13 protein-coding genes and 3 rRNA genes are annotated in these 17,449 nt (G+C 64.0%); 8 read left to right on the top strand and 8 right to left on the bottom strand.

The window, feature by feature from the left end; genetic code table 11:
* Positions 1 to 41: 41 nt before the first annotated feature.
* Together QE449_RS00765 and QE449_RS00760 are read right to left on the bottom strand one after the other, a co-directional pair.
* On the bottom strand, positions 42 to 374 hold the full coding sequence (locus QE449_RS00765) for a metallopeptidase family protein (RefSeq protein WP_081821502.1): 333 nt from the start codon (positions 372 to 374) through the stop codon (positions 42 to 44).
* Between the two features lie 13 nt (positions 375 to 387).
* Positions 388 to 1,608, bottom strand: coding sequence for a septum formation family protein (locus tag QE449_RS00760; protein WP_081821501.1), 1,221 nt, complete (start codon positions 1,606 to 1,608; stop codon positions 388 to 390).
* A gap of 35 nt (positions 1,609 to 1,643) precedes the next feature.
* Between QE449_RS00760 and QE449_RS00755 the strand changes: the two genes are divergently transcribed.
* Positions 1,644 to 2,054, top strand: a complete 411-nt coding sequence (locus QE449_RS00755) for an ankyrin repeat domain-containing protein (RefSeq protein ID WP_027507313.1) — start codon at positions 1,644 to 1,646, stop codon at positions 2,052 to 2,054.
* A 28-nt stretch (positions 2,055 to 2,082) separates the two neighbouring features.
* The gene (gene serS, locus QE449_RS00750; protein ID WP_307108010.1) at positions 2,083 to 3,345 is read left to right on the top strand and encodes a serine--tRNA ligase; all 1,263 of its coding nucleotides are present in this window, start codon (positions 2,083 to 2,085) and stop codon (positions 3,343 to 3,345) included.
* A 115-nt stretch (positions 3,346 to 3,460) separates the two neighbouring features.
* On the opposite strand, the gene QE449_RS00745 is transcribed toward serS, so the two are convergent.
* Together QE449_RS00745 and QE449_RS00740 are read right to left on the bottom strand one after the other, a co-directional pair.
* Positions 3,461 to 3,856: a hypothetical protein gene (locus tag QE449_RS00745; RefSeq protein WP_235579598.1), complete on the bottom strand. Its 396-nt coding sequence runs from the start codon at positions 3,854 to 3,856 to the stop codon at positions 3,461 to 3,463.
* Positions 3,857 to 4,055: 199 nt separating this feature from the next.
* Positions 4,056 to 4,484 (bottom strand): TetR/AcrR family transcriptional regulator, encoded by a 429-nt coding sequence (locus QE449_RS00740; RefSeq protein ID WP_307108009.1) that lies wholly within the window; start codon positions 4,482 to 4,484, stop codon positions 4,056 to 4,058.
* Between the two features lie 67 nt (positions 4,485 to 4,551).
* On the opposite strand from QE449_RS00740, the gene QE449_RS00735 reads away from it, so the two are divergent.
* Both QE449_RS00735 and QE449_RS00730 read left to right on the top strand, forming a co-directional pair.
* The gene (locus QE449_RS00735) at positions 4,552 to 5,565 is read left to right on the top strand and encodes an NADP-dependent oxidoreductase (RefSeq protein WP_307108008.1); all 1,014 of its coding nucleotides are present in this window, start codon (positions 4,552 to 4,554) and stop codon (positions 5,563 to 5,565) included.
* Between the two features lie 61 nt (positions 5,566 to 5,626).
* The gene (locus QE449_RS00730) at positions 5,627 to 6,385 is read left to right on the top strand and encodes a 1-acyl-sn-glycerol-3-phosphate acyltransferase (RefSeq protein WP_307108007.1); all 759 of its coding nucleotides are present in this window, start codon (positions 5,627 to 5,629) and stop codon (positions 6,383 to 6,385) included.
* Here the strand turns inward: QE449_RS00730 and QE449_RS00725 are convergent, their stop codons facing one another.
* The gene (locus QE449_RS00725) at positions 6,386 to 6,814 is read right to left on the bottom strand and encodes a VOC family protein (protein WP_027507307.1); all 429 of its coding nucleotides are present in this window, start codon (positions 6,812 to 6,814) and stop codon (positions 6,386 to 6,388) included. It lies immediately after the preceding gene.
* 615 nt (positions 6,815 to 7,429) lie between these two features.
* Here QE449_RS00725 and QE449_RS00720 point away from each other — a divergent pair.
* The 3 genes from QE449_RS00720 (at position 7,430) to rrf (ending at position 12,682) form a co-directional block, all read left to right on the top strand.
* Positions 7,430 to 8,948, top strand: a 16S ribosomal RNA gene (locus tag QE449_RS00720).
* Between the two features lie 339 nt (positions 8,949 to 9,287).
* Positions 9,288 to 12,422, top strand: a 23S ribosomal RNA gene (locus tag QE449_RS00715).
* Between the two features lie 143 nt (positions 12,423 to 12,565).
* Positions 12,566 to 12,682, top strand: a 5S ribosomal RNA gene (gene rrf / locus QE449_RS00710).
* The 16S, 23S and 5S rRNA genes sit together here, the layout of an rRNA operon.
* A 108-nt stretch (positions 12,683 to 12,790) precedes the next feature.
* On the opposite strand, the gene QE449_RS00705 is transcribed toward rrf, so the two are convergent.
* The 3 genes from QE449_RS00705 to QE449_RS00695 all read right to left on the bottom strand — a co-directional run bounded on the left by QE449_RS00705 (position 12,791) and on the right by QE449_RS00695 (position 16,493).
* Positions 12,791 to 13,315, bottom strand: coding sequence for a gluconokinase (locus tag QE449_RS00705; RefSeq protein WP_373428237.1), 525 nt, complete (start codon positions 13,313 to 13,315; stop codon positions 12,791 to 12,793).
* Position 13,316: 1 nt separating this feature from the next.
* Entirely contained in the window at positions 13,317 to 14,699 is a 1,383-nt protein-coding gene (locus tag QE449_RS00700; protein ID WP_307108006.1) for a GntP family permease, read from the bottom strand.
* Between the two features lie 111 nt (positions 14,700 to 14,810).
* Entirely contained in the window at positions 14,811 to 16,493 is a 1,683-nt protein-coding gene (locus QE449_RS00695; protein ID WP_307108005.1) for an ABC-F family ATP-binding cassette domain-containing protein, read from the bottom strand.
* A 94-nt stretch (positions 16,494 to 16,587) separates the two neighbouring features.
* Between QE449_RS00695 and QE449_RS00690 the strand changes: the two genes are divergently transcribed.
* Positions 16,588 to 17,439 (top strand): Cof-type HAD-IIB family hydrolase, encoded by an 852-nt coding sequence (locus tag QE449_RS00690; RefSeq protein WP_027507268.1) that lies wholly within the window; start codon positions 16,588 to 16,590, stop codon positions 17,437 to 17,439.
* Positions 17,440 to 17,449: the final 10 nt, after the last annotated feature.

The following is a 17,449-nucleotide window of genomic DNA, read 5'->3' as shown; positions in this document are numbered from 1 at the left end:
GCGCGACGGCGGGAATCGGTTCCGCAGGTGGAGAACGGAGCTCAGCCGAAGCCGAGTTCGTGCAGGCGATCGTCGTCGATGCCGAAGTGGTGCCCGATCTCGTGGGCGACGGTCACCGCGATCTCGCGGCGCGCGTCGTCCTCGTCACGGGCGATGTCGAGGATCGGCAGTCGGTAGATCGTGATGACGTCCGGCAGGTGCCCGCTGTACTCGAACCGTTCGGTCAGAGCGACGCCCTCGTACAGACCCAGGAGATCCTCCGTCGGGTGCTCGTCCTCGACCAGCACGACGACGTTGTTCATGTATGCGGCCAGCTCGTCCGGGAGAGTGTCCAGCGCATCGCCGACCGCGTTCTCGAACTCCGCTTCGGACATGCTGACCGACACGTCACGCACCGGGCAGGGGAGACGCTCCGGGGAGCGGGATCGGCAGGCTGCGGCCGTCCGGAACGGGAGGCGGCGGAACCGGCGCAGCGCCGTCGATGGTGATGTCGCCCTTCGCCGAGCCGACGATGGACGCGAACCCGCCCGACTCGACCTCCTTGCCGATGGAGCAGCTCACCTTCTTGCTGCCCGCCAACCAGCTCGAGGCGTCGACGTTGTCCCAGAACAGCGTCAGTGTCTTCTCCCGGAGAACGTCCGGACCGCCCAGGTAGGCGTCCGACGCCTGGGTGCACGTGGGTTCGAGATAGCGGTCCTGGTCCTCGACGGACGGTAGTCCGCCGGGGAACTGCGCGGCGAGATCCACCACCGACACCACCTCGAAGGCGTGCGGAGCGGTGCAGTCGATCGGGTCTGTCGGCACGCCCGACTCGACGCCGACGCAACTACCGGTCTCCCAGACCATCGACTGGTCCTGGTCGGCGACGCTGCCGGTCATCACCTGCAGCGCGCTGGTCGCGCCGGTCTGTTGGATGCCGCACCGGATCGCGCGCTCGCCCGCGGCCCACCCGGCCTGGCTGGGGAACATGAGGCCCACCGAGTACTTGCCCGTGGGGTCGAAGCGGCCCCCGGTGTAGTCCTGCACCGCGGTCTCACAGTGTTCGTCGCGCAGGGAGGCGAAGCGGGCCGCGTCGGGATACGGCGATCCCGTCGCGAACTCGGCGACCGGGTACACCCCGAGGTCCACCGTCTCGGCGACCTCGAAGCGGTGCGGCTCCGCGCAACTCACCTCGGCGAGGTCCTGGCGGTCGGTGTCGGGGTCGTCGGTCGGAGTCCACTGCAGGCAGTCGCCTGCGTCGGACGAGCCGAAGGACGTCGTCGACGCGGTTCCGACGGTTCCTGCCGTGGACGGTGTGGCGAGCTTCTCGCTCCGGTCGAACCCACCGGACACACCGATCGTGACGGCGGCGGCTCCGATGGCGCCGATCGCGACCAGGGCGAGCAGCCGACGGGCGTTCGAGGCCTGGACGGTGCGGGGGCCACTCTTCTCGTCCGTCGCGGTGTCGGTCTCGTCGGCCGTCGATGCCTCGGGTACCACCGCGTCGGGCGCGGACGTGTCGGATGTGGACGCGTCGGGTGTCGCGATCTCGGACGTCGGGGCGTCGTCGACCACCGGGCCGTCCTCGCCGGACGGGCTCGGGGTGGGATCTTCGGGCTTCGGAGACATCGGCTCCATCATGCCTGCCGGTAGGTTCGGACGGTATGAGTGGTGCTGATACCGAGGACACCGGGCTCGAGGCCGGGATCGAGGACCTCGCGACGCGCGTGTTCGACATGGCACGCAGCGGCGACACCGCCGCACTCACCGCGTACGTCGACGCGGGCGTGCCCGTGGATCTGACGAACGGATCCGGGGACACCCTGGTGATGCTGGCGGCCTATCACGGTCACGCCGAGAGCGTCGTGGCCCTCGCGCACCGCGGAGCCGACGTGAACCGCGCGAACGACAAGGGTCAGACCCCGCTCGCCGGTGCCGTGTTCAAGGGCGAGGACGAGGTCGTCCGGGCACTGGTCGACGCCGGAGCCGACGCCGATGCGGGGCATCCGACCGCGGTCGACGCCGCGCGCATGTTCGGCCGGGAGGACTACCTGGACGTCCTCGGACGAGGGTGACCACATCGCCCCAGTAGGCTGACGTCCCGTGATCGACCTCAGAGTTGTCCGCGAGGACCCCGACGCCGTCCGCCAGTCGCAGCGCACCCGTGGCGAGGATCCGTCCCTGGTGGACGCGTTGCTCGAGGCGGACACCGCGCGCCGGGCCGCCGTGTCCACTGCCGACAACCTCCGTGCCGAACACAAGGCGTTCGGTAAGAAGATCGGTAAGGCCACTCCCGACGAGCGCCCGGAACTTCTCGCGACGGCGTCCGCGCTCGCCGCACGGGTGAAGGAGGCGGAGGCCGAGCAGAATGCCGCCGACGCGGCTCTCGACACCGCACACCGTGCGATCTCCAACATCGTGCAGGAGGGCGCGCCGGCCGGCGGCGAGGACGACTTCGTCACCCTCGAGACGATCGGTGAGATCCCGACCATCGAGAATCCGAAGGACCACCTCGAGCTCGGCGAGGCTCTCGGGATCATCGACATGGAGCGCGGCGCCAAGGTGTCGGGCGCTCGGTTCTACTTCCTGACCGGTTACGGCGCACTGCTGCAGCTCGGTCTGCTGCAGCTCGCTGCCCAGAAGGCAGTGTCGAACGGGTTCACGATGGTCATCCCACCGGTGCTCGTGCGGCCGGAGATCATGGCCGGGACGGGCTTCCTGGGCGCGCACTCGTCGGAGATCTACCACTTGGACGACGACGACCTCTACCTCGTCGGCACGTCGGAGGTGCCCCTCGCCGGCTACCACTCGGGCGAGATCCTCGATCTGAACGGCGGCCCGAAGCGCTATGCGGGATGGTCGTCGTGCTTCCGCCGCGAGGCCGGCAGCTACGGCAAGGACACCCGCGGCATCATCCGTGTCCACCAGTTCGACAAGGTGGAGATGTTCGTCTACACCCGTCCCGAGGACGCGGACGCGGAACACCAGCGGCTCCTCGGCTGGGAGAAGGAGATGCTCGCCGCGGTCGAGTTGCCGTACCGCGTCATCGACACCGCCGGCGGCGACCTGGGATCGTCGGCTGCACGCAAGTTCGACTGCGAGGCATGGCTTCCCACGCAGAACACCTACCGTGAACTCACGTCCACCTCGAACTGCACCACGTTCCAGGCGCGTCGACTCGGTGTCCGGTACCGGGACGAGAACGGCAAGCCGCAGACGGCCGCGACGCTCAACGGCACCTTGGCGACGACTCGGTGGATCTCCGCGATCCTCGAGAACCACCAGCAGCCCGACGGCAGCGTCAAGATCCCGGCTGCGCTCGTCCCGTTCGTCGGCACCGACGTCCTGCGTCCGCCGACTTCATAGCCGTACTGCACGTGAACGCACCCGATCGTGACTGGATCTGCCGTGTCGCAGGTTTCCGATCGATCGGGTGCGCTCACGTGCATCTGTGAGGCCGAGAATCAGCAGTGCGGGTTCGCTACTCGTCCCGTGTCGGCGGTTCGGTGACCAGGACGTCGTCCGCCGGCAGCGGGACGGCGAGTTCCACCATCCGCTCCGGATACGACGGGTAGGCGGGGCGGATCCAGACCTTGGTGTCGTCCAACTGCGTCATGACCATCCGACGCCACTGCCATTCCGGTGTCGCACGCCGGAGATCCAGCTCGCTGACCAGCGGTAACGGCGCACGCGCCCAATAGGGAACGGACAGCGAACTCAGCCCGCGTGCTTCGAGAACGTCGATTGCCGCCTCGAGCTGCACGTCTTCGGCGATCACGTGGCCGACAGGGTTGACGGCGTCCACGAGTTCGCCGTCGTCGCGAGCCATGTCGGAGACGGTCCACCCCACGAGCTCACCGTCCGATGCTCTGGTCACGGGGAGTCGGCTACGCCACCGGTCGATATCCACTTCCTCGACGGTACCGATGTCCGCGTCGGCTCATGATTCCCAGGACCGCGCCAACTTCCGTGCCGAGGCGATGATTGCGCGTGCCTCGTCCCGGTCGACGCGTGCCTGCAGAAGTGCGCCCGAGCTCATCGTCACCAGAATGCGAGCCCGATTCTCGGGATCGTCGTCACCCCCGGTTCACCAGGGCGTCGGTGACCGCATCGGTGAGTCGCCGACGGTAGGCGTCGACGACGGCGGCGAGGGTGTCGTCGTGCGCGGCGGATCCCGCAGCAGTGTTGACCAGAAGACAGCCGCGACGTGGTGCTTCGGCATCGAGGTTCTCGAGTTCGACGTCCATCGACGCGAAGTACGCGTCCAGACCGTCGTCGGTCCGCAACAGGGCGAGCCGCGGTGCCACCACCGTGTCGAGATAGTCCTGCACCGCTGCGTCGAACAGGCCGCGCTTGCTGGTGAACGCGTGATAGATGCTGGACCGGGACAGCCCGGTCGCCGCCTCGAGTTCGGGCAGAGATGCGCCATCGAAGCCTCTGTGCCAGAACACATCCCGCGCAGCAGTGACGACCTGCGCCGCATCGAACGTCGCTCTCCTACCCATCTGTCACCTTTCGTCGGTGAGGCGTACGGTATTTACTGTACCGAACGATCCACAAAAGGAGTATTTCGTGAAGAGCACCCAGATCCAGTTGGTCTCCCGTCCCACCGGATGGCCCACCGAGGTGAACTTCCGCACCGTGGAGACGGAGTTGCCCGAACTCGGCGACGGCCAGGTGCGCGTCGCCAACGACTTCCTGTCCGTCGACCCGTACATGCGAGGGCGCATGAACGACGTGCGGTCCTACGTGCCGCCCTTCGCACTGAACGAGACCATGACGGGTGGCGCCGTGGGCCGGGTCGTCGAGAGCCGTTCGGACGAGCATCCCGTGGGCAGCGTCGTGGTGCACCAGCTCGGGTGGCGCGACGTCGCGCAGGCCGAAGCGTCGCAGTTCCGCGTGGTGCGCGAGATCGACGGTGTCCCCACCTCGGCCTACCTCGGCATCCTCGGCATGACCGCACTCACCGCCTACGTCGGACTGCAGGACGTGGCGCGCCTGCAGGAGGGCGACACGGTGTTCGTGTCCGGTGCAGCGGGCGCCGTCGGCAGCGCGGTCGGGCAGATCGCACGGATCCTCGGCGCGGGACGCGTCATCGGCTCTGCGGGCTCGGCGGAGAAGGTCGACCTTCTGACCGGCAAGTACGGCTTCGACGCGGCGTTCGACTACAAGCAGGCTCCGGTTCGCGACCAGCTGCGCACAGCGGCTCCGGACGGCATCGACGTGTACTTCGACAACGTCGGCGGCGACCACCTCGAAGCGGCGCTCGACGCGTTCAACGACGGTGGCAGGACCGCACTGTGCGGAGCGATATCCGCCTACAACACTGTGGGAACGACGCCGGGGCCGGACAACATGTCGAACATCGTGACCCGCGGTCTCACCCTGCAGGGATTCACGGTCGGCAACTACCTGCACCGGTTCCCCCAGTTCGCGGAGGACATGGGGACGTGGCTCTCCGAGGGTCGCGTGACCTTCGACGAGACGGTCGTGCACGGCATCGAGAACACGGTGGAGGCGTTCCTGGGGATGCTGCGCGGGGAGAACACCGGGAAGATGGTCGTGGCGGTGGGCAACTCCCGCTAACAGAGTGCCCTACCGGACGAGCCCCTCTCGGGGGCGGCGACGAGCCGCTACGCTGCACCGTGTGGACCCCGTCTATCGCACTGTCATCGGAATCGCTCGCACCGTCTTCGCGGCGCAGGGGCTGAAGTTCGACGTCGAGGGCGCGGAGAACATCCCCGCTCGGGGTGGCGCCGTGATCGCCATCAACCACACGGGCTACCTGGACTTCACCTACGCCGGCCTGCCTGCGCGGAAGCACAAGCGGTACATCCGATTCATGGCGAAGAAGGAAGTGTTCGACAACCCCAAGTCGGGGCCGATCATGCGCTCTCTCAAGCACATCGCGGTCGACCGCGCCGCCGGCGCGGAGTCGTACCGGGCTGCGGTCGACGCGTTGTCGCGAGGCGAACTGGTGGGGGTCTATCCCGAAGCCACGATCAGTCGCAGCTTCGAGATCAAGGAGTTCAAGTCGGGCGCGGCCCGGATGGCGATCGAGGCCGGGGTCCCCGTGATTCCGGTGGTCATCTGGGGCGCGCAGCGTGTGTGGACCAAGGGGTTCCCGAAAAAGCTCGGACGCACGAAGACCCCGATCTCCATCGCGGTGGGAGAGCCGATCGCGCCGACCATGTCGGCCGGTGACCTCACCGCCCACCTGCGATCGACGATGCAGACCATGCTCGCCGACGTGCAGAAGAACTATCACCATCCCGCCGGCCAGTACTGGGTACCGGCCCGTCTCGGGGGGACGGCCCCGACCCTCGAGGAAGCCGACAAGTTGGATGCCGTCGACCTCGAGGCTCGGATGGCAGCGCGAGACGAGCGCAAGCGCGCCTCGGACTGACTAGCTGTTGGGACCGGCGATCTCCAGGGCGATGTTGTCGGGATCCCGGAACTCGAGGATCGCCATGCCGGCGTCACCGAGATCCTTCACCGGCTCGTGCTCGATGCCCAGGGTGTCCAGCAGTGCGGCGGCGTCGTGCAGATCCTGCAACGACGCGACACTGAAGCTGAGATGGTCCAGGCCGGCGCGGTCCTCGGCGAACGTGTCGTCACCCGGAGCCACGGGGCGCAGACCGAGCAGCCCGCCGCCGAACTTGTAGATGACTCCGCCGAAGAGGAACCCCAGCGCTTCCTTCGTCGCCTCGTCCGGGTTCGGCGGGAGCTCGAAGGCCACCTCGAAACCGAAGACGTCGTCGTAGAACTTCCGCGAGGTCGCGATGTCACTGACAGTGAGTCGCACATGGTTGTAGTCGACTGCTGCGATAGGCACGAGCTACTCCGTTCCGGTACGCCTGCCGACACGACCATCGGGCCGGCTCGGGCGCACTCTGGAGGTATTCGTGGCCGTGCATGAGAGCGATGTGTCGGCCTCTCGCACTGTTCGACACGCCGTGACCAGGCGATTTGCATCTCGCGAATCACTCACGTAACTTTCTTCGAGTCAGAGCGACACGGACACCGACCGAAGGCCTTACGGGGCTGGGCGAACGAGGTGGGACGGAGTCGCATGGCCGATCGGACAGAAAAGGTTCGTCTGCACCTCGTGTAGGCTGAGCGTACAGTCCAACTTCCTGATCTACGTGGTGCCTGGTGTTTGACTCGGGTGTTGCGGTGTGGTTAGGCTGGAACGGTTGCCCCGGATCCTCCCGCCTTCTGGTGGGTGGTGGTGGTGTGTGCGTGTTCTTTGAGAACTCAACAGTGTGTCGATGAATGTCAGTGCCAATATTTTGTTTTGGTTTGCTGGTTCTTCTCCTTCTTCCCGTCGGGGAGGGACCGGTTCTTTTTTGTCAGCAATGGAGTTATTGCTGGCGTGAGTTTTATTGCTGGATTTGGCTCTCTAGTTTTCATTGACTCTGCCTTTCTAGGGTGGGGTTGATAAGAGTCTTCAACGGAGAGTTTGATCCTGGCTCAGGACGAACGCTGGCGGCGTGCTTAACACATGCAAGTCGAACGGTAAGGCCCTTCGGGGTACACGAGTGGCGAACGGGTGAGTAACACGTGGGTGATCTGCCCTGCACTTCGGGATAAGCCCGGGAAACTGGGTCTAATACCGGATAGTACTGCGCGGTGCATGCCGTGTGGTGGAAAGATTTATCGGTGCAGGATGGGCCCGCGGCCTATCAGCTTGTTGGTGGGGTAATGGCCTACCAAGGCGACGACGGGTAGCCGGCCTGAGAGGGCGACCGGCCACACTGGGACTGAGACACGGCCCAGACTCCTACGGGAGGCAGCAGTGGGGAATATTGCACAATGGGCGCAAGCCTGATGCAGCGACGCCGCGTGAGGGATGACGGCCTTCGGGTTGTAAACCTCTTTCAGCAGGGACGAAGCGCAAGTGACGGTACCTGCAGAAGAAGCACCGGCCAACTACGTGCCAGCAGCCGCGGTAATACGTAGGGTGCAAGCGTTGTCCGGAATTACTGGGCGTAAAGAGCTCGTAGGCGGTTTGTCGCGTCGTCTGTGAAAACCAGCAGCTCAACTGTTGGCTTGCAGGCGATACGGGCAGACTTGAGTATTTCAGGGGAGACTGGAATTCCTGGTGTAGCGGTGAAATGCGCAGATATCAGGAGGAACACCGGTGGCGAAGGCGGGTCTCTGGGAAATAACTGACGCTGAGGAGCGAAAGCGTGGGTAGCGAACAGGATTAGATACCCTGGTAGTCCACGCCGTAAACGGTGGGCGCTAGGTGTGGGTTTCCTTCCACGGGATCCGTGCCGTAGCTAACGCATTAAGCGCCCCGCCTGGGGAGTACGGCCGCAAGGCTAAAACTCAAAGGAATTGACGGGGGCCCGCACAAGCGGCGGAGCATGTGGATTAATTCGATGCAACGCGAAGAACCTTACCTGGGTTTGACATACACCGGAAAGCCGTAGAGATACGGCCCCCCTTGTGGTCGGTGTACAGGTGGTGCATGGCTGTCGTCAGCTCGTGTCGTGAGATGTTGGGTTAAGTCCCGCAACGAGCGCAACCCTTGTCCTGTGTTGCCAGCGGATTATGCCGGGGACTCGCAGGAGACTGCCGGGGTCAACTCGGAGGAAGGTGGGGACGACGTCAAGTCATCATGCCCCTTATGTCCAGGGCTTCACACATGCTACAATGGCCGGTACAGAGGGCTGCGATACCGTGAGGTGGAGCGAATCCCTTAAAGCCGGTCTCAGTTCGGATCGGGGTCTGCAACTCGACCCCGTGAAGTCGGAGTCGCTAGTAATCGCAGATCAGCAACGCTGCGGTGAATACGTTCCCGGGCCTTGTACACACCGCCCGTCACGTCATGAAAGTCGGTAACACCCGAAGCCGGTGGCCTAACCCCTTGTGGGAGGGAGCCGTCGAAGGTGGGATCGGCGATTGGGACGAAGTCGTAACAAGGTAGCCGTACCGGAAGGTGCGGCTGGATCACCTCCTTTCTAAGGAGCACATCTCGGGGCAGTACCACCCACACAGGTGGGAGGGACACCCCGCAGAGACCACGCCGACCACATTCGTTGGTCGGGTGGACGCTCATGGGTGGAACACTGACAACCAGAGCCGGCAGTAGCGAACTTCCTCAGTGTTGTTCCGCTGGTTCTATATCGATGCACTGTTGGGTCCTGAGAGAACACGCGAGTGTTTCTTTCGAGGAAAACATGTACAGCGCCCGAACTGTGGTCATACCGCGGTGATGTTGTTTGTCGCCGGCTGGTGCCACGTTCTGTTCGGGTGGTGTGTGTTGTTTGAGAACTGCACAGTGGACGCGAGCATCTTTGTTGTAAGTAATGAAGAGCGTACGGTGGATGCCTTGGCACCAGGAGCCGATGAAGGACGTAGGAGGCTGCGATAAGCCTCGGGGAGCTGTCAACCGAGCTGAGATCCGAGGGTGTCCGAATGGGGAAACCCAGCACGAGTGATGTCGTGTTACCTGCACCTGAATATATAGGGTGTGTGGAGGGAACGTGGGGAAGTGAAACATCTCAGTACCCACAGGAAGAGAAAACAACAGTGATTCCGTCAGTAGTGGCGAGCGAACGCGGAAGAGGCCAAACCATGTGCATGTGATACCCGGCAGGGGTTGTGCGTGTGGGGTTGTGGGGTTTGTCTTGTCGATTCTGCCGGATCGGCCGACAGTAAGAAATCATGTGGTTAGTCGAAGTGGTCTGGGATGGCCTGTCGTAGAGGGTGAGAGTCCCGTAGACGAAAACTGTGTGACTGTCGTGATGAATGCCCAAGTAGCAGCGGGCCCGTGAAATCTGCTGTGAATCTGTCGGGACCACCCGATAAGCCTGAATACTCCCTGGTGACCGATAGCGGACTAGTACCGTGAGGGAAAGGTGAAAAGTACCCCGGGAGGGGAGTGAAATAGTACCTGAAACCGTGCGCTTACAATCCGTCAGAGCCTTCGAGTGACTTGTCGCTGGGGGTGATGGCGTGCCTTTTGAAGAATGAGCCTGCGAGTTAGTGGTATGTGGCGAGGTTAACCCGTGTGGGGTAGCCGTAGCGAAAGCGAGTCCGAATAGGGCGTTTCAGTCGCATGCTCTAGACCCGAAGCGGAGTGATCTACCCATGGCCAGGGTGAAGCGACGGTAAGACGTCGTGGAGGCCCGAACCCACTTAGGTTGAAAACTGAGGGGATGAGTTGTGGGTAGGGGTGAAAGGCCAATCAAACTCCGTGATAGCTGGTTCTCCCCGAAATGCATTTAGGTGCAGCGTCGCGTGTTTCATCCTGGAGGTAGAGCTACTGGATGGTCTAGAGGGCCCACAAGCTTATCGAAATCAGCCAAACTCCGAATGCCAGGATGTGAGAGCGCGGCAGTGAGACTGCGGGCGATAAGGTTCGTAGTCGAGAGGGAAACAGCCCAGATCGCCGGCTAAGGCCCCCAAGCGTGTACTAAGTGGAAAAGGATGTGAAGTCGCGAAGACAACCAGGAGGTTGGCTTAGAAGCAGCCACCCTTGAAAGAGTGCGTAATAGCTCACTGGTCAAGTGATTTTGCGCCGACAATGTAGCGGGGCTCAAGTACACCGCCGAAGCCGCGGCACTCACACAATAATCTGCTCATTCCCTGCGGGGGGTGGGCCAGGTGTGTGGGTGGGTAGGGGAGCGTCGTGTGGCCAGGGAAGCGCCGGAGTGATCCAGGTGTGGAGGCCACGCGAGTGAGAATGCAGGCATGAGTAGCGAAAGACGAGTGAGAAACTCGTCCGCCGAATGATCAAGGGTTCCTGGGCCAGGTTAATCCGCCCAGGGTGAGTCGGGACCTAAGGCGAGGCCGACAGGCGTAGTCGATGGACAACGGGTTGATATTCCCGTACCCGTGTATCCGCGCCCATGATGAATCAGGAGTACTAACCGTCCAGAGCCGCCAGGAGCACCTTCGGGTGCCGGGTGTGGTGATGCACGGGACCTTTCCTGGTAGTAGTCAAGCGATGGGGTGACGCAGGAAGGTAGCTGAGCCAGTCAGTGGTAACACTGGTGTAAGCCTGTAGGGCGAGACCTAGGCAAATCCGGGTCTCACACAGCCTGAGAGGTGATGCATAGCCGAATGAGGCGAATTCAGTGATCCTATGCTGCCGAGAAAAGCCTCTAGCGAGCTGGTACACGGCCCGTACCCCAAACCGACACAGGTGATCAGGTAGAGAATACCAAGGCGATCGAGATAACTATGGTTAAGGAACTCGGCAAAATGCCCCCGTAACTTCGGGAGAAGGGGGACCCCTGCTGGTGATCACTCTTGCAGTGTGAGCTGGTGTGGGTCGCAGAGACCAGTGAGAAGCGACTGTTTACTAAAAACACAGGTCCGTGCGAAGTCGTAAGACGATGTATACGGACTGACGCCTGCCCGGTGCTGGAAGGTTAAGAGGACCGGTTAGTTCCTTCGGGAGCGAAGCTGAGAATTTAAGCCCCAGTAAACGGCGGTGGTAACTATAACCATCCTAAGGTAGCGAAATTCCTTGTCGGGTAAGTTCCGACCTGCACGAATGGCGTAACGACTTCTCAGCTGTCTCAACCATAGACTCGGCGAAATTGCATTACGAGTAAAGATGCTCGTTACGCGCGGCAGGACGAAAAGACCCCGGGACCTTCACTACAGCTTGGTATTGGTGTTCGGTTCGGTTTGTGTAGGATAGGTGGGAGACTGTGAAGCATGCACGCCAGTGTGTGTGGAGTCGTTGTTGAAATACCACTCTGATCGTATTGGATACCTCAACCTCGGACCATGATCTGGTTCAGGGACAGTGCCTGGTGGGTAGTTTAACTGGGGCGGTTGCCTCCCAAAATGTAACGGAGGCGCCCAAAGGTTCCCTCAGCCTGGTTGGCAATCAGGTGTCGAGTGCAAGTGCACAAGGGAGCTTGACTGTGAGACTGACAAGTCGAGCAGGGACGAAAGTCGGGACTAGTGATCCGGCACCGGCAAGTGGAAGCGGTGTCGCTCAACGGATAAAAGGTACCCCGGGGATAACAGGCTGATCTTCCCCAAGAGTCCATATCGACGGGATGGTTTGGCACCTCGATGTCGGCTCGTCGCATCCTGGGGCTGGAGTAGGTCCCAAGGGTTGGGCTGTTCGCCCATTAAAGCGGCACGCGAGCTGGGTTTAGAACGTCGTGAGACAGTTCGGTCTCTATCCGCCGCGCGCGTCAGAAACTTGAGGAAGGCTGTCCCTAGTACGAGAGGACCGGGACGGACGAACCTCTGGTGTGCCAGTTGTTCCACCAGGAGCACCGCTGGTTAGCTACGTTCGGAAGGGATAACCGCTGAAAGCATCTAAGCGGGAAGCCTGTTCCAAGATGAGGTTTCTCACCCCCTCGAGGGGGTAAGGCCCCCGGCAGACCACCGGGTTGATAGGCCAGAACTGGAAGCCCAGCAATGGGTGCAGGTGACTGGTACTAATAGGCCGAGGACTTACCACAAAGAAGCTACGCGTCCACTGTGCAGTATCTGAGACAACACACGAGTTGCTCAGCAGATAACTGAAACCCGCACCACCGATCCATCACCAGCAGCACCGGTGACAGGAAACGTGTGTGCCTCGTGCTCTGTTGTTTCACAGAGTTTCGGTGGCCATAGCGGAGGGGAAACGCCCGGACCCATTCCGAACCCGGAAGCTAAGCCCTCCAGCGCCGATGGTACTGCACCCGACAGGGTGTGGGAGAGTAGGACACCGCCGAACAACCCTTCCCAGAAAGCCCCCCGACCACCGGTCGGGGGGCTTTCTGCATTCACGGGTCATGTACCGGCAGAAGGACTTTCGCCGTGCCCCCCGCCGGCCGGCATGGTGCTACCGGGAGGCGCCCACTGCCTTCATGGCAGCTGCGACCACCTTCTCGACGCCGTCGACATCCGGCACTCCCGCGCCGTGCTCGTCCGCCTGGAGGTCCTCGAGGGTGTCGAACTGCGACTGCAGCAGAGACGGGGGCATGAAGTGCTTCCTGCGCGACATGCGGTCGAGAAGCGTGTCGTAGTCCGCTTGCAGATGGACGAAGAACAGATCCGGGTAGCCCCCGCGCAGCCAGTCCCGGTACCGCCGCGTCAGGGCGGAACAGGCCGCCACCGACGTTCCACCCTCGTCTGCCACTCGTTCGATCTCACCTGCCACCGCGGCGAGCCACGGTCGACGGTCGTCGTCGTTCAGCGGGTGGCCTGCAGACATCTTGTCGATGTTCGCCTTGGGATGAAAAGTGTCGCCCTCGATGAAGGTGCTCCCCAGTGTCGTCGCCAGTGCGCTGCCGACGGTGGTCTTCCCGGTCCCCGACACACCCATCACGACGATGTGTCTCGGAATGCCGTCGGCGTGGTCCGTCACGTCAGAACACCACCCAGAGCAGTGAGGCGAGCGCGAAGACCGCGAGTCCCAATGTCGTTTCCATGACCGTCCAAGTCTTCAGAGTCGTCTTCTCGTCCATGCCGAAGAATCGGCTGACGAGCCAGAAACCCGAGTCGTTCACGTGCGAGAGCACGGTGGCTCCCGCAGCGATCGCGAACACGAGCAGTGCGATGTCGAAGTTACCCAACCCGAGCTCGACCACCTGAGCCGAGACCAGGCCGGCAGTGGTCGTCAGCGCGACCGTCGCGCTGCCCTGCGCGACGCGGAGAGCCGCCGCGATGAGGAACGCCTGCACGATCAACGAGAACCCGAGATCCGACAGCGACTCCGTCAGAGACGCACCGATGCCGCTGGCGCGAAGAACTCCGCCGAACATTCCGCCGGCGCCCGTGATGAGGATGATCGCGCACACCGGGCCCAGGGCGTCGTCCATGAGCGACGTGGCCTTGGAGACGGAGAACCGTCCGGGTGCCAGGACCACGAGTGACAGGAGCACCGTCAGCAGCAAAGCGACGGGTGTCTGCCCCAGGAGAATGAGTGCTTCCGCCCATCCGGCGTCCTCCGAGACGATTCCGGCGGTCTGCAGCGTCGAGACACCGGTGTTCAGGCAGATGAGTATCAGCGGGAACAGGAGCAGTCCGAGGACGGCCAGGAAGCGCGGTGGCGCGACGGCAGGAGCGTCGGGGTCGTCGGCGGCATCGGCGAACAGCGCGGCCGGGCTGGTGACGAACCGGCGACCCAGGCGTGTGCCGACCAGGTAGGAACCGAGGAACCACGCGATGATCGCGACCGGGAGCCCGACGACGAGAGTGACGCCGATGTCTCCGCCCATGAGGTCCGCAGCTGCCACGGGTCCCGGGTGCGGCGGCACGATCGCATGCATGGCCGCGAAGGCGCCGGCTGTCGGCAGCGCGTAGAGCAGGACGGATCCGCCGAAGCGCCGCGCCACCGAGAAGATGATCGGCAGGAAGATGACGAGACCGGCGTCGAAGAAGATCGGGAACCCGAAGATCAAGGCCGCGACGCCGAGCGCGAAGGGAGCGCGCTTCTCACCGAAGCGTGCGATGAGGGTGTCCGCGAGAACCTGGGCACCACCGGTCTTCTCGAGGAGCCGGCCGAGCATCACGCCCAGCGCGACGAGCAACGCGACGTTGCCGAGTGTCCCTCCGAAGCCCGAGAGGAGCGTGTCGGGTACGTCCGCGAGCGGGATGCCTGCGGCGACCGCCGTCACCATGCTCACCAGAACGAGCGACAGGAAGGCGTGGAGCTTCACCTTCATGATGAGGAAGAGCAGGACGGCCACGGCGACGGCCGCGACCGACAGCAGGTAGGCCGTTCCGTGTACCGGTTCCATGATGTCCACGCCGAGTCACCCTTTCGCGTGCCGAGATGTGTCCCGACACTAACGGCGCGACTCGCACGCACGGCGTTGCACGCGCCTCACCGTGTCCGAATCGTCACGTCCGGCGGGGTGTCATCGAGCGCGTGCCACGCGGCCCTCGTCCCACACCGGTTCACCCGACTCGTACACCCGACCATCCGCCCCGAAGACGAGGAACCGGTCGAAACTCCGAGCGAACCATCGGTCGTGCGTCACCGTGACCACGGTTCCGTCGAACGCGACGATCGCGTCCTGCAGGGAGTCGGCCGACTCGAGGTCGAGGTTGTCGGTGGGTTCGTCGAGGAGAAGCATCGTGGTGCCGGACAGCTCCAACAGCAGGATCTGCAACCGTGCCTGCTGACCACCGGAGAGGTCGTCGTACCTCTGCTCCGCCTGGCGGGAGAGCCCGTAGCGGTCCAGTGCGCGGGACGCGGCCTCCCGTCCCATCCCGTCACGGTGCGAGGTCCCGCGGTGCAGGATGTCCAGCAATGTGTTGCCCTCGAGGTCGGGACGGGTGTGGGTCTGAGCGAACAGTCCCGGGCGGACCCGCGCACCGAGAGTGGCTGTGCCCGTGTGCGGTACGGGTGCCAAGTCGAGTTCACCGACAGGGAGGTGCTCGAGGTCGGGATCGGTTCCGCCGGCCGCGAGCAGCCGCAGGAAGTGCGATTTGCCGGACCCGTTGGAGCCCAGTACGGCCACGCGGTCGCCGTACCAGATCTCCGTGTCGAAGGGCTGCATGAGTCCGGTCAACTCGAGTGACGTGCACACGAGTGCACGCTTCGCGGTCCGTCCTCCCGTGAGCCGCACAGCGACGTTCTGGCGGAGCGGCACCGCCTCGGGTGGGCCCGCCTCCTCGAACTTCGCGAGCCTCGTCCGGGCCGCCTGATAGCGCGAGGCCACACCGTCGTTGAACTTCGCCTTCTCGCGCAACCGCAGTACGAGCGCCTGCAGTTTCACCCGCTCCTCGTCCCACCGCGCCTTCAACTCGTCGAGTCGCGCGTTCCGCTTCTCGCGTGCCTCGGTGTAGGTGGAGAAGCCGCCGCCGTGCACCCACGCCGAGGCGCCGTTGATCCCCGGCTCCAGTGTCACGATGCGAGTTGCGGCCGTGGACAACAACTCTCGGTCGTGGCTGATGAACAGTACCGACTTGTCCGACGCGGCGATGGTGCGCTCGAGCCACCGCTTGCCCGGCACGTCGAGGTAGTTGTCGGGCTCGTCGAGCAGCAGCAGCTGATCGTTGCCCGCGAACAATGCCTCGAGCACGAGCCTCTTCTGCTCGCCGCCACTGAGCGTGGACGCGGCCCGCCACTTCGCGCGTTCGAACGAGGTGCCCATCGCAGACATGGTGACCTCGTCCCAGAACGGCTCGAGGTCGTACCCGCCGATGTCGCCCCAGTCGGACAGCGCCTGTGCGTAGGCCATCTGGGTCGCTTCGTCGTCGTGCTCGATCATCGCGTTCTCGGAGTCGTCCAGTCGCCGAGCGGCCGTACGGACGGGCTCCGCACACACGGACAGCAGGAGGTCACGCACAGTCGACTCGTCGCGCACCTGGCCGACGAACTGCCGCATCACCCCGAGCGTTCCGGAGCGCGTCACGCTCCCCTCGTCCGGCGGCACGTCACCGGCGACGATGCGGGTGATGGTGGTCTTGCCGGTGCCGTTGGGTCCGATCAGTGCGGTCTTGGCGCCGTCACCGACCCGGAAGGACACGCCGTCCAGCAATTGGCGGCCGTCGGGCAGGAAGTAGTCGACGTCGGACAGTTCGAGATGGGACACAGGACGTCAGACTACGGCCGGTCGATCGCGTCCTCCACGCCATATTCGTGCGTCGCTGGAGACGTCGCGGAACCCCGTCGGGCAAACTTGACCGATGCAGCCCACACAGCGACCCGTCACTCCCGGCGAGACCGGACGGCCGCGGCTCGTCGCATCGGACGTCGACGGAACGCTCATCGACCACCACGAGCGCGTGACGGCTCGAACGAAGGCCGCGGTGCACGCCGTCGTGGCGGCCGGGGACACCTTCGTGCTGTCGACGGGTCGACCGCCGCGGTGGATCGGGCCCATCGTCGAGCAGCTGGGTCACGCGCCCATGGCCGTGTGCGCCAACGGCGCCGTGATCTACGACAGCGAGAACGACGTGGTCGTGTCGGCGCGGACGTTGAGCGTGACCGATCTGGCCGAGCTGGCGGCTCTTGCGGAGTCCCTCATCGCCGGGTGCGGCCTCGCGGTGGAGCGGGTCGGCCGCAGCGCGCACGACGCGGCGACGCCGCAGTTCGTGAGCTCCCCCGGCTACGAGCACGCGTGGCTCAACCCCGACAACACCGAGACGTCCTCGGAGGAGGTGCTGTCCGCCCCCGCCGTGAAATTGTTGATCCGGCAGTCGTCGATGACGAGCGGGGACATGGCGGCCGCGCTGACGTCCCATGTGGAGCACCTCGCCGACGTGACCTTCTCGACCGACAACGGGCTGATCGAACTGAGTCCGCCCGGAGTGTCGAAGGCGTCGGGACTGCTGGAGATCGCGCGCACTCTCGGCATCGACGCGTCCGAGATGATCGCCTTCGGAGACATGCCGAACGACGTGCCGATGCTGACGATGGTCGGCCACGGCGTCGCGATGGGCAATGCGCACCCTGCTGCGATCGCCGCGGCCGACGAGGTCACCACGAGCAACGCGGACGACGGCGTCGCCCGCGTGCTCGAACGGTGGTGGAGCTAGAGGAGAACGA

The organism is Rhodococcus sp. SORGH_AS_0303 (genome assembly GCF_030819335.1).
Taxonomy (GTDB): domain Bacteria; phylum Actinomycetota; class Actinomycetes; order Mycobacteriales; family Mycobacteriaceae; genus Rhodococcoides.
This window is presented reverse-complemented; position numbering and strand designations above follow the sequence as displayed.